Genomic DNA, 12,233 nt, shown 5'->3' on the forward strand with positions numbered 1-12,233 from the left:
ACTGGATGAATCCACCTTTGATCTCCGTTAACGAGTCTTTGAACTGGATGAATCCACCTTTGATCTCCGTTAACGAGTCTTTGAACTGGATGAATCCGCCTCTGAACTCCGTTAACCATACTGTAAGTGATACTTTTGTATAATTTTTGCGACTAAGAGCGTAATTCGTAATTAAGAAAGAGACTTCTCGGCTGAGGGTAAATTCTTGATTTAATAAAAATCTGACTTCTCACGTTATGTAGAAAAGCTAACACTAAACCTAAGCCCTGAGCAAACTTCATTACTAGGGAATGGAAGCGAGGTTTTCTAGAGAATAGTGAAAAGTCAGATATTGCAATGAGTACAAAAAGAGATTGTGTCTCTCCTACCCCCAAGTAAAACCAATGCTCAGTTCACTTGGAACTAAGCTTAATAGATAGGCAAACGGATTAATCACGACCCCAGCCGCGATCGCGCTCATAGCGACGGTAATTATCACGAATGTTGCGAAGGTTATTATCGCGGTCATAACGGCGATTATTGTCCCGGTCATAACGGCGGTTATTATCGCGGTCATAGCGGCGATTATTGTCCCGGTCATAACGGCGGTTATTGTCCCGGTCATAACGGCGGTTATTGTCGCGAATGTTGCGAAGGTCGTTCCGACGGTCATCATCACCATTTCTGTAACGACGACTATGACGTTCGTAGTTACCATCATCGTTGCGATCGTAGCTGTAGCTATCTAACTCAGCAAGATAAGACACTGGTGTATTAGCATCAGCTTTTGGAGAAATAGCCAAGGCTGAAGCAGATGCTATCAAGCCGGCGAGCAAAATAGAGGTAAAGCGATTCATGATGTGAGTCAAAAATTGTTGACAGTAATTTATGCAAGTCCAGTCTGTTTAGGAAGAGCAGATTCCACAAGTCTTTAGATCAATCCTATCAGTGTTGAATAACTCGAAAAGTTTTCTTGAGTGCGGTGATTAAGAAAAGTTTTGTTGTCTGTGATACTTTTTAACTTTTCAAATCCCGTGAAAAGTTAAAATTAAAATGAATCTTTGAACTGGATGAATCTACCTTTGAACTCCGTTAATGAGTCTTTGATAGCTCATGATCGGTTAAGAGGTTGTTTGAAAAGTCTAATTTATTACTAGCCGTGGCGACTTGAAGTCGCGGCTATACAGACAAAACCCTTGATTTTTCAAACTTTCCACGGAGGTGGACTTGGTTTATGTAGTAGCAAATTCTATTCGCCTAATACTTTTCAAACAACCCCTAAGATAAAGCATCTTTTGTCAATAAGTTAATATATATTCACATAAAATTCACTGTAATTGATATCCTTCAGCACAGCTACCAATTTTTCAATATGTGCTGCTTCATGAGTTGCCATTAAAGATATTCTGATCCGACTTGTGGGCACTGTGGGAGGACGAATTGCTGGGGCAAAAATACCAGCCTCTCTTAGCTGTTTTCCAGCTTTGAGTGCATCTGTAGCACTGGGTAATTGAAAACATAATATAGGTGATTCAGAAGGCAGTAATTTTAAGTCAGGTAATTGTTGTTGCAGTAAATTTTTCAAGTAATGTACGTTTTGCCACAATTGGGCACGGCGTTGCGGTTCTTGTTGCACTATCTTGATTGCTGCTAGGGCCGCTGCCGTATCAGCAGGTGAAAGCCCAGTGGTATAAATCCAACTGGGTGAGCGGTTTCGCAAAAAGTCAATTAGGGCACTACTTCCCGCTACGTATCCGCCTAAACTACCCAAAGCTTTACTCAAAGTGCCAACTTGAATTAACTGCTTTCCCGTGCACCCAAAATGCTCGACACACCCAGCGCCAGTTTTTCCTATGACCCCAGTGGCATGAGCTTCATCGACTAGCAGCATACAGCTAAATTGATCAGCGAGATCCAACAGTGCAGGTAATGGACATAAATCGCCATCCATGCTGAAGACACTATCAGTAAGAATCAAACAGCGTCGGTAGTTTTGCCGCTGTTCACTCAACTGAGTTTTTAGGACTGCAATATCACAGTGCGGGTATTCCACAACTGCTGCACCACTGAGAATCGCTCCATTTTTCAGACTGGAATGATTGTACTGGTCTGAGAAAACTAAATCACGCTTGCCAACGAGGGCAGTAATTGCACCCAAATTTGCTAGATACCCTGAACTAAATACCAAGGCATCTTCTGTTTGTTTGGTAGATGCGATCGCTTCCTCTAACTCCCTGTGTAATTCTCGATGCCCACTGAGTAATCTAGAACCAGTACTACCAGTTCCAAATTCGGCGATCGCAGCAGTTGCAGCTGCCATCAACCGCTCATCCCCAGCCAATCCCAAATAGTCATTACTGGCAAAATTAATTACCTCTTGCCCAGCTAAAACCACCGTTGCACCCGGACGACCATTGATAGGTTGTACCGAACGATACCAGTCTGCCCGATGAATTGTTGCTAAGGACTGTTCTAGCCAAGCATAAGGATCAGTCATTGGGGATAGGGCATTGGGCATGGGGCATTGAGCTTTGCCGTTGGCGCAGCATCTCGTAGAGAAGTATTGATCATTGAGCGGGCGTTAGGGAAGAATAACAAATAACTAATGACTAATGACAATTAAACTTGTTCGCTACTGAGATGAGCGATCGCTTGTTTAATCCAATCTTCGACATAGGCATCTTTGGGTAGTCCAATATCTTCACTGACTACATGCAGGGCATGACTGACCTCATGGGCAGTATATCCCAGGGCGAAGAGAGTCATTTGCACCTCTTCGAGAATTCCTGGTGCTGGCCCACCTGTGGCGACGAAGAACCCAGCTGATTTGCGCCACTCGACTAATTTGCTTTTCAGTTCCAAACAGATGCGTTCAGCGATTTTTTTACCCACACCTGGAGCCTGAATTAAGATTTGTGTATTGCCAGCGATAATTGCTTGGACTAAATCTGGTAGTTCCAGAGTGTCCAGGAGTGCGATCGCTAAGGCTGCACCAATCCCTGTGACAGTCAGCAAGTGGCGAAATAAATCGCGTTCAGATGGCGAAGCAAAGCCATATAGAAAGGGCACTTCTTCGCGAATTTGGAAATGGGTAAAAATTTGCGCTACTCCTCCCGACTCTGGTAACTGGTTTGCTAGCCGTTGGGGAACTTGCAAATCGTACCCCAAGCCATTCACTTCCAGAGTCAGAATCACGCGATTAGCGCCAATTGTTTGGATACCAGCGACTATACCTTTTAGATAACTAATCATTACAAGAGACCAAAATAATTTAAGCCTTCAATAATTCCACCTGCACAAAAACCTTTTGCCAGGTAGCGATGATCAACGGGATACTCATCGTGCCATTGGAGTAACTCTTTTCGGGCATTCCCCACAATGATTCCCCGTTCGTTGCCTACAGCAAATAAAGCAATATCATTACCCGAATCACCACAGACAACTGTTTGTTCTGCTGCAAATTTCCACTTTTGGCGTAAAAACTGCATTGCCTGACCTTTATCGCTGCTATGGGGTACAATGTCAAGGTCAATACCGCTACTGTAGATTAACTTTACATTTAATTTATATTTCTGCAACTCTGCTTCAAGTTGTGGTAGAACATTCGCAGATACTTCTTGTTCTAGAAAAAAACTCACTTTGAAGGGACGCTGTTCTGAATCTGGTTGCCGAACTAACTCACGGTATTTGCGGGTAATAGATAATACAGTTTCCCGTTTCCATCCCGGAGAGAGGATTTCTGACCAACCTGAGTCTGGAGTATCAGTACCATCAAGGTAAATTTCTGTACCTACGGAAAGGACGAGGGCATCCGGTTGCAAAAGATTTTTTTGGGCTTGGAGTTCTTTGTAAAGCACAGGCGATCGCCCGGTAGAATAAACAATCTTAGTGCCGTATTCTTGGCGATGTCTCTTCAGCAGTTGATTTAGTTCTGGCAAAGCGCTGTCATCGCCCACAGTCCGATATACGAGGGTGTCATCTAGGTCGGTTACAAACAGAAATGGTTTCATAATTAAAACTCTTGCAAAATTTCGTTATTCTACCGCGTGAAGAGAATTTTGCAAGAAGTTTGTTTGTTAAAAACGGCTCTTCAGTTCCTTTTATGGAGCCGAATAATAAATAAAATCTAATCAGAGTCTATGTTCCTTGATGTGACTGGATTTTAAGTTTTTGAGCCTTTCTACAAAACTGCTATTTTAATGCCTTACCATAAAACCAACGCAAGAGCCAGATTTATTCATCACTCAAAGTTTCAATCAACAAATCTACCTGTTGCTGTCGTTGCTGCAAAAAACTTTCGCACTGACGCAAATACTCAACAGCACTTGCAAATTGCTCAAACACCGCTTCCAATTCCAACTCACCCGATTCAATACGAGCGATGATTCCCTCTATTTCAGCAACCTTCGCCTCATAATTCCAACCTTCCTCAGAACTAGAAGCACCCTTACGTTTAACCATTAACCTCTCTGCGTCCTCTGCGCCTTTGCAGTTCGTTCACTTCTATAACCTTCACTTTAACCCCACCCTGCCCCAACTGAATCACTAATTCTTGCCCCACAGCCAACTCTAGCGCAGAGCGAGCGATCGCCCCATCTTCCCGCCTCACCACTGCATAACCACGCTGTAACACCGCTTTTGGGTCAAGACTAGCCAACTTTTGCCACAATAATTCTAGATGCTGCGTTGCTTGGTGCGATCGCCCCGTTGTAATTTGCACTAAATGCTGACGCCTCCAAGCTAACTTTTGCACTTCCTGCTGCACTTGCCGATCTAAGCGCAAACGTCGCAAACGGTTTCGCAATACTTGCAGTTTATTCTCAGCATTTTCCCTAAAGTCATGCACCGCTTCATGTAAAGCTACAACTCGCTGCCGATGCTCAGTATACAACTCTAAAAGTGCTGGCACAACTCTTTCCGCCGCCGCAGTGGGTGTATGTACACAAGCATCTGCAACTAAATCTGCTAAAGATTCATCTCGTTGATGACCGATACCAGTAATTACAGGAATAGAACAACTAGCCAGCGATCGCACCACTCGTTCGTCATTAAAACAAGCCAACTCTTCCACCGCGCCACCACCCCGCGATAAAATTAACACTTCGGCGCGGCCATCTCTTTCCACCCGCTCAATTGCCTTGACGATAGATTCCGGTGCTTGCTCACCTTGTACTGTAGCGGGAGAAAATAAAACGTGTAAACCTGGATACCTTTGCTTGAGAGTTTTTTGAATATCACCCCAAGCAGCAGCCGTTGGTGAAGTGACAACAGCGATCGTTTGGGGGTGAATGGGGAGCGATCGCTTTCTTTGCGCGTCGAACAACCCCTCAGCCAGCAAACGATTTTTTAGTTGTTGATAGCGTAGCGCCTGTAAACCAACACCAGCCGGTAAAGTCTGCCAAACTGATAACTGATATTCTCCCCGTTGCGGATACAGGCGAATACTACCCAAAATGATTATCTGCTCACCGGGAACAGGCATTTGGGTGAGTTTTGGCAATTGGCTATTCCATACCACACACTTAATTCCGGCAGTGCGATCGGTATCTTGAAGCGTGAAAAATAAACCACTCCGATGGTGGTTAGCACTGGAAACTTCGCCAGTTACCCAAACTTGCCGCAATTGTTCATCTTGCTCTAACAGCAAGCGGATATAGTCAGTTAATCCAGATACTGAAAGCGCTGTATCGAGAATCAGAGAGTCGGGAAGGTCGAAAGTCATCAAAGATGCCTGAAAGCATTTGTGCTGGAGAGATTCTAGCATTTTAATGAAAACCAAAGCTTAACCCAGTAAACGCTTCAATCTTTTGTAGACATCATCATCATTGCGCTTACCGACTAAAATCACTTCTATTAAATCGCGATCGGGAAAATACCTGTAAATAATTCGATATTCACCACTATCAACTCGATGTAAACCTTGATAACCAGATAGCTGCTCACTATCAGCGGGTAAAGGCTCAACATTCAAAGCCAAAACCTTTTTTGCAATCTGTGCTGCTATTTTAGGCTGTAAACCGTTCAGAAAATCAAGAACAGTTGCTAGACCATCAAGCTTCGCCATTAGCTAAATGCTCTAATGCAGATGTAAAAGCTTCTGTACCAATCATTTTAGACTGACTCAGAGCAACTTCAGCAGCTTGACCAAAAACCATATCCTCTAATTCTTCCAGCCGATTCATTAATTTTTGGTAGCTCTCAGCTGAAATAATCACATGGCTAGGCCGTGATTGCTTAGTGAGTAGAACTGGCTCTGTAGCAGCCTTATCAAAAACCTCACCGTGTTTGTTACGAGCATCTGTGAGAGTATAGGTCTGCATAGACATTTTGACTATTTTAGACATTTTCACTATTTTAGCAGATAAATCTTCTCATCTCAATTTTGGCTTAACAGAATTTGCTGCTCGTTTATAGCGTTTCCTAAGCAACTGAGGTACACCCAAATCTTTTTTACCAAAATTAGTCGCTTTGAAAACGTACCTCACCAGGTCGGGAACCGCTATATATAAATAGAATAGTTATGTAAAGAATAATTCAGCAATGAACATGACTATATTTTGTTATGAGCTACTTTATCAGTGTTACTCCTGTTGTCGAAGCCCTCAACAAGTTTGATATATAGCTGTTATGTGAGCAAAACATTTGAATTTTGGTTCACTAGAAATGTTTTTATAACTTAATTTTTGTATCCTGTATTACAGTATGGATGCGTTATCTGTCCGTTATCTACACTTGCCAATCCGCCATCTTGTTTACGCTGGATATGATCAATCGAAATTGAGTTTCTATGAATAAGACCATTGCATATTTTACACTTTGGTGCATTTTTTAATGCATCTTTTATATAAATTTCACTTTTTTTATCTGTATTAAAATCTGGCGAGGATGAATTTTTTTCTTGATCTATTGTACGAATAGTCAAATACTGAAAATCATTGCTAGATATAATCTCATTTATAAAATTGTCAATTGTTTTTCCAGTTTGTAAATTAATGACAATATTCTGGAATAATTTTGATACATCTTTATAGCTTTTTTGAACAGACTTATATTTTAGATAAATCTGCTGAATCAAATAATCATATTTAATGATGCATTCTTCAAACTGTTCTCTTACTTGAATGAAGTCATTGATTCTTTTTCTTTTATCCAGTTCCATTACAAAATCAACAACAGCAAGGAACGACACTGTTCTATATCGTCCATCTTTTGAGTAAAAGTATATAATTGGGTGTAAGCCTAAAGATGAGGAATGATTACTGTTTAATCTATATACAATCTTTTTGGTATTTTTTAAAATCTGCATTGTTGCTTCACCAATTACATCATCATTAATTTCCTTATTATTAAAATCTAAATGGTTAACAACATTCACAAAATCTAAGAGTAGCGGTAAAGTTTGAGATGAATAGAGTTTTCCTCCAACGGGTATGTCCAAAGTTTTGATCGGGGTCTGCAACTTAGGTGAAAAAAGTACCTCATTAATTTCCTTAGCTATTTCTTGTATCTGATGCTGTATTTCATCTGAAAAAGATGACCAATATTTATGACCTTTACCACTTCTAATAATTGCACGTGCTGCAATGCTATTAGGTTTTTTCCTGGATTCAAGGAGTTTTAACTCAGTTTTATCAATTGGTGCTGCTTGTTGATTAATCTTGAAGAATGAATTTTCTGCTTTAGTTGCATCACCTTCAACCCATTGAAGCTGAATTGCAGCGGCTGCAAGATTTTTTGCGTATTTAATAACTTCCGGTTTAACTTTATCAGGGTGTGTAATAGCCAGCTTGCAATCTTCGTATGAGCCGACTGTCTTGTTGACCAATTTTCGTGTTTCTTGAGCAACCTTTATTTGTTCATCAGAAATTACCCCATCATAGAAAAGCTTTGAAATTTTACCATCACCGTAATCATCATTTACCCAAGCAGATAAAGCACTCAGTCTATGGCTACCATCAATTACAAATAGATAGCCACCTGTGCTTCGCCACAAAATAATTGCTGGTATAAGATCACCCTCCATAAAACTTTTAATCAATTCACAAATTTTTAGCTTATCCCATTCGTTCGTTTCTCTTTGAAAATCTGGTTTTCGGATGTTTGTGAAGAAAAAAGAGTCTGTTTTGATGTCTTCAATAGAAATTGTTTCTTTCTTCTTTCCTGGATTAATATTTTCTTGTACTTCAAAATCTTCTCGTTGAATTAGAGCATCTAGATTAACTTTTGCCATGAAGTTTTCCCCTGTATTGATACTGTATACTCTTTAACTAGTAAGTATAACTCCATCTCATCAGGAAGTAGCAAGTAAGACTGAGCATTATAGCCGAAGCATAAATTAGAAAATTGGTGTAATTAAGCGTTAAAACTATTATTTTAAATTTTTCCAGTCAAGAGCCGTATTTCGCCCTGAACTAACAACTAAGCATTCAAAACTGAGGATTTAAGCCAAATTAACACACCTACACTAAAGACAGAAAACAAAAGCGTAAGGTTATAATTATGCCTCAGACCCTAGAACGCCAACCTACGGCTTATACATTCAAACCTCTAATCAACAGCAAATCGCCTTTCCTCTCAAGCACACTGAAGTGCAAGCCAAACATCTTACGGCTGAAAGTCATCTAAAGCATTGATAATCCCTTCACTACTACCCTAGAAGCTTTTTACATCTAATCCCGACCCAATGAAGTCGCTGTAGATGATATGCTGATTGGCATGGCGATCGCTCCTAATTGAGCAACCTCCGCAAATGCTCACGAGTCCGGTTCTACTGACAGTGTTGTTTAGGTAATTTATTTTTTCTTTGAAAACCCTTGCTTACCCAGCCAAAAAAAGCTATCTCTGAATGCAAGTTGGTATCATTGTGCAAAACTACCCTAATCTGGTAGCGATCGAGTTACGATCTTGTCACACCCTTTTTTGATTTGAGAAGTCCTATTCCAGAATTTTCTGGTTAAAATAGTATATCTGTTCTACTCAAGCTCCGAAACCAACACTCCTTAAAACCATATATTTAGATTAGAGGCATTAGAGGCAGAAATGGCTATCAACACCGATACTTCCGGCAAGCAAAAAGCACTGACTATGGTGCTAAACCAGATTGAGCGCAGCTTTGGTAAAGGGGCAATCATGCGCCTGGGCGATGCTACCCGGATGCGGGTGGAAACGATTTCCAGTGGAGCGCTTACCCTAGATTTAGCATTGGGTGGTGGTTTACCCAAGGGGCGGGTAATTGAAATTTATGGGCCGGAAAGTTCCGGTAAAACCACAGTAGCGCTACATGCGCTCGCCGAAGTGCAAAGAAATGGCGGTATTGCTGCCTTTGTTGATGCAGAACACGCCCTTGATCCTACTTATGCTGCGGCATTGGGTGTAGATATTGACAACTTGCTGATTTCTCAACCTGACACTGGCGAATCAGCTTTGGAAATTGTTGATCAGCTTGTGCGCTCTGCTGCGGTTGATATTGTAGTAATTGACTCAGTAGCAGCACTGGTTCCCCGTGCTGAAATTGAAGGCGATATGGGTGATATTCACGTTGGTTTGCAAGCGCGGTTGATGAGCCAAGCCCTGCGTAAAATTACGGGCAACATTGGTAAATCTGGTTGTACAGTAATTTTCATTAACCAGTTGCGGCAAAAAATCGGTGTTACCTACGGTAGTCCAGAAACTACTACTGGAGGTAATGCATTGAAATTTTACGCTTCGGTGCGCTTGGATATTCGTCGAATTCAAACCTTGAAGAAAGGTACAGATGAATTTGGTAATCGCGTTAAAGTCAAAGTCGCCAAAAATAAAGTAGCGCCGCCCTTCAGAATAGCGGAATTTGACATTATTTTTGGTAAAGGGATTTCTACCTTGGGTTGTATTGTAGACTTGGCAGAAGAAACTTCCATTATTGTCCGCAAGGGGGCTTGGTATAGTTACAATGGCGATAATATCTCCCAAGGACGAGACAACGCCATTAAGTATCTAGAAGAAAAGCCGGAATTTGCTGAAGAAATTAAGAAACTGGTACGGGAAAAGCTAGATAAAGGCGCTGTTGTTTCTGCTAACTCTGTAGCTAAAGCCAGTGAAGAAGATGAAGAGGAAGAAGTTGATTTAGAACCAGAAGAATAAGGAATGTGGATTTATTAATCTGCAACTGCTAATAGATGGTGCGTTATTAAGAGATATAACGCACCTTATTTTTTCCAAAAATCGAGATTTGAGCATTGTTATACCAATTTGAAAAAAGAAGGCGACAAATAGACCATTTGTAGAGACGCGATGAATCGCGTCTTTACCCAAGGATGTGTTGCAATCATTAATTTAATTGGTATTAAATACAAGAATGTTTGATATGTAAGTCTTACCCAATGATTTTTTGGGAATCAGTTCTCTAATGTAATTCCGCAGGAAATATGATTTTATTTAACTGCTTGCCCACTGGACAATGCCATTAGAAAAAGAGTCAATCAATTTTTCTAAAGCTTTAATTTCATTTGATTTCAAAGCTTTTGACTTCAACAAATTTTGTATTTGCTTTTCTAAATCTGGAGTTAACTTTTTAGTTTGAATAATTTCTTGAACAAATGTATCCAGTGTTAAAGATTGATAAAGCTCGTGAACTTGAGCGGCAACTCCCTGAGTACTAAAGCGGGACTGAACCCAATTTTGTGCAGCATTACCATAGCTCTGTTTTAGAGTCGGATTTTTTAGCAGACTATGAATAGCGATCGCTAATGCCTTAGAATCACAGGGAGGAACTAAAAGTCCAGTTTCACCATGTACCACCGTATGCTGCAATCCTCCCACATTACTAGCAATTACAGGTGTTCCGGCTGCCATTGCTTCAATCGCAACTAAACCAAAAGGTTCGTAGTAACTCGGTACAACGCAGATATCCCCAGTGGCATAGTAAGCAGGTAACAGCGCTTGAGAAATTCGTCCCGCAAAAACTGTAACTGCTTTCAATCCCAGTTCGTTCACCAAAGTTTGAATGCGTTGCTGTTCTTGGAAGTCTGCTCCATTTTCGCGGCTACCACCAACTAGATAGAGTTGAAATGAATCAGGCAAAGTGGCGCAGGCTTTTACTAGGGTTTCAACTCCCTTGCGGGGGTCAAAGCGTCCTACATACAAGATAATCTGAGAATCTGGAGCAATTCCTAACTGTTGGCGAGCAACTTCTTGACTTACAGAACCAAAGTGTTCGGTATCAATTCCACAGGGAATAACTTTAATACGTCCATGTTGCGAAATTAACTGACGTAAGTCTTCTACTTCTTGAGGGCTAGTGGATATGACATAATCTGCTTGTTCTAAAATAGCCTTCTCCACACAATCACGAATTGCAGCAATCTGCGGCGGATTCTCCACATTGCGGTATTTAACTGCCCCTATAGAGTGATAGGTATGAACTTGAGGTAATCCCAATCGAGATTTAAGTTCCAATCCTACCCAACCAGAAAGCCAATAGTTAGTGTGAATCAAGGCATAGTTGCGCCCTGTTCGTTGTTGAAAATCCAGCCAAGCTTCTACAAATTCGGGTAGGTATTCAAATAAATTATTTCTAGAAATGAATTCTGCTGGCCCAGCATTTAGACGAAATTAAAATTTTCTTGTAGATTACACAAAAATGCATAAATAGGTTACTTGTAGTAAAACTTCTAATTTTACAAGTTACCTATCATCCAAAGAAACGTGTAAAAACCTTCTAGGAAACATAAACGAATCGCTTACACTTTGTTTTTTATTAGTTTGAGAGCATTCTGGAAGAGAATCAATTAATAACCGAATTGCTTCATTAATTGGTATTTGATGCTCTCTTGCATAAACTCTTAGCTTTCGATACTCATCGTTGGTAATAACAATATTAGAAATATTTACTGAAAAACGAGACATAAAAATATCCTTAAATTTTAAATAAACTTCCCAACGTACTTTTGTTCTGATATATTACGCTTGAAAAGTTGAAATATCGGTTAGGAATGGGGGAAAAATCGGTGATTAAAAAAGGTAATGCTATCTAACTAAATAAATTTCTATAGGATTCCTATTTGATTTTTGAAAAAATTCAGTACAACTTGAAGAGGCTTGTTGCCTATTCCCTACCCACGCAAATAATTTCATAAATCAAATCGAATTCCTATATATTAGGACTAGTTTTTTATTTTTGAAATTCACTTAGGCTATGTTAGCGATAGCATAACGTAGCATTCTAATACCAATTTTGTATGAAGCTGCATAGAATTAGATCCCCCCTAGCCCCCCTT

12 protein-coding genes are annotated in these 12,233 nt (G+C 40.5%); 1 reads left to right on the plus strand and 11 read right to left on the minus strand.

What is annotated here, in order from left to right:
• Positions 1-428 precede the first annotated feature (428 nt).
• From ABF638_RS34165 to ABF638_RS34205, 9 genes are all read right to left on the minus strand, one after another.
• Complete coding sequence (locus tag ABF638_RS34165; RefSeq protein ID WP_435027244.1) at positions 429-836, minus strand: hypothetical protein; 408 nt, start codon at positions 834-836, stop codon at positions 429-431.
• A gap of 449 nt (positions 837-1,285) precedes the next feature.
• On the minus strand, positions 1,286-2,476 hold the full coding sequence (gene bioF / locus ABF638_RS34170) for an 8-amino-7-oxononanoate synthase (protein WP_435027245.1): 1,191 nt from the start codon (positions 2,474-2,476) through the stop codon (positions 1,286-1,288).
• A gap of 122 nt (positions 2,477-2,598) precedes the next feature.
• Entirely contained in the window at positions 2,599-3,231 is a 633-nt protein-coding gene (gene ruvA / locus ABF638_RS34175) for a Holliday junction branch migration protein RuvA (protein ID WP_094328759.1), read from the minus strand.
• On the minus strand, positions 3,231-3,989 hold the full coding sequence (locus ABF638_RS34180; RefSeq protein WP_435027246.1) for a sucrose-phosphate phosphatase: 759 nt from the start codon (positions 3,987-3,989) through the stop codon (positions 3,231-3,233). Before ABF638_RS34180 ends, ruvA begins: the two co-directional genes overlap by 1 nt.
• Before the next feature lie 223 nt (positions 3,990-4,212).
• The gene (xseB, locus tag ABF638_RS34185; RefSeq protein ID WP_435027248.1) at positions 4,213-4,440 is read right to left on the minus strand and encodes an exodeoxyribonuclease VII small subunit; all 228 of its coding nucleotides are present in this window, start codon (positions 4,438-4,440) and stop codon (positions 4,213-4,215) included.
• On the minus strand, positions 4,433-5,701 hold the full coding sequence (xseA, locus tag ABF638_RS34190; RefSeq protein WP_435027249.1) for an exodeoxyribonuclease VII large subunit: 1,269 nt from the start codon (positions 5,699-5,701) through the stop codon (positions 4,433-4,435). Before xseA ends, xseB begins: the two co-directional genes overlap by 8 nt.
• Before the next feature lie 60 nt (positions 5,702-5,761).
• Positions 5,762-6,043: a type II toxin-antitoxin system RelE family toxin gene (locus tag ABF638_RS34195; RefSeq protein WP_435027251.1), complete on the minus strand. Its 282-nt coding sequence runs from the start codon at positions 6,041-6,043 to the stop codon at positions 5,762-5,764.
• Positions 6,030-6,323, minus strand: a complete 294-nt coding sequence (locus ABF638_RS34200; protein WP_245245998.1) for a type II toxin-antitoxin system Phd/YefM family antitoxin — start codon at positions 6,321-6,323, stop codon at positions 6,030-6,032. Before ABF638_RS34200 ends, ABF638_RS34195 begins: the two co-directional genes overlap by 14 nt.
• 332 nt (positions 6,324-6,655) lie before the next feature.
• A complete protein-coding gene (locus tag ABF638_RS34205) occupies positions 6,656-8,209 on the minus strand; it encodes an HNH endonuclease (RefSeq protein ID WP_435027252.1) in 1,554 nt (517 codons plus the stop codon).
• A gap of 809 nt (positions 8,210-9,018) precedes the next feature.
• Here ABF638_RS34205 and recA point away from each other — a divergent pair.
• Complete coding sequence (recA, locus tag ABF638_RS34210; protein WP_114082455.1) at positions 9,019-10,098, plus strand: recombinase RecA; 1,080 nt, start codon at positions 9,019-9,021, stop codon at positions 10,096-10,098.
• Positions 10,099-10,392: 294 nt separating this feature from the next.
• Here recA and ABF638_RS34215 read toward each other — a convergent pair whose 3' ends face one another.
• Entirely contained in the window at positions 10,393-11,538 is a 1,146-nt protein-coding gene (locus ABF638_RS34215) for a glycosyltransferase (protein WP_435027255.1), read from the minus strand.
• A gap of 102 nt (positions 11,539-11,640) precedes the next feature.
• Entirely contained in the window at positions 11,641-11,862 is a 222-nt protein-coding gene (locus ABF638_RS34220) for a hypothetical protein (RefSeq protein ID WP_435027253.1), read from the minus strand.
• Between the last annotated feature and the right edge of the window lie 371 nt (positions 11,863-12,233).

Origin of the sequence: Nostoc sp. CALU 1950, assembly GCF_051172895.1 — a bacterium.
Classification (GTDB): Bacteria; Cyanobacteriota; Cyanobacteriia; order Cyanobacteriales; family Nostocaceae; genus Nostoc; species Nostoc edaphicum_A.

What these genes read in the sequence shown, in the direction of transcription:
- ABF638_RS34165 (WP_435027244.1), bottom strand. Translation starts at nt 836, where the DNA reads ATGAATCGCTTTACCTCTATTTTGCTCGCCGGCTTGATAGCATCTGCT.
- bioF (WP_435027245.1), bottom strand. Translation starts at nt 2,476, where the DNA reads ATGACTGATCCTTATGCTTGGCTAGAACAGTCCTTAGCAACAATTCAT.
- ruvA (WP_094328759.1), bottom strand. Translation starts at nt 3,231, where the DNA reads ATGATTAGTTATCTAAAAGGTATAGTCGCTGGTATCCAAACAATTGGC.
- ABF638_RS34180 (WP_435027246.1), bottom strand. Translation starts at nt 3,989, where the DNA reads ATGAAACCATTTCTGTTTGTAACCGACCTAGATGACACCCTCGTATAT.
- xseB (WP_435027248.1), bottom strand. Translation starts at nt 4,440, where the DNA reads ATGGTTAAACGTAAGGGTGCTTCTAGTTCTGAGGAAGGTTGGAATTAT.
- xseA (WP_435027249.1), bottom strand. Translation starts at nt 5,701, where the DNA reads ATGACTTTCGACCTTCCCGACTCTCTGATTCTCGATACAGCGCTTTCA.
- ABF638_RS34195 (WP_435027251.1), bottom strand. Translation starts at nt 6,043, where the DNA reads ATGGCGAAGCTTGATGGTCTAGCAACTGTTCTTGATTTTCTGAACGGT.
- ABF638_RS34200 (WP_245245998.1), bottom strand. Translation starts at nt 6,323, where the DNA reads ATGTCTAAAATAGTCAAAATGTCTATGCAGACCTATACTCTCACAGAT.
- ABF638_RS34205 (WP_435027252.1), bottom strand. Translation starts at nt 8,209, where the DNA reads ATGGCAAAAGTTAATCTAGATGCTCTAATTCAACGAGAAGATTTTGAA.
- recA (WP_114082455.1), top strand. Translation starts at nt 9,019, where the DNA reads ATGGCTATCAACACCGATACTTCCGGCAAGCAAAAAGCACTGACTATG.
- ABF638_RS34220 (WP_435027253.1), bottom strand. Translation starts at nt 11,862, where the DNA reads ATGTCTCGTTTTTCAGTAAATATTTCTAATATTGTTATTACCAACGAT.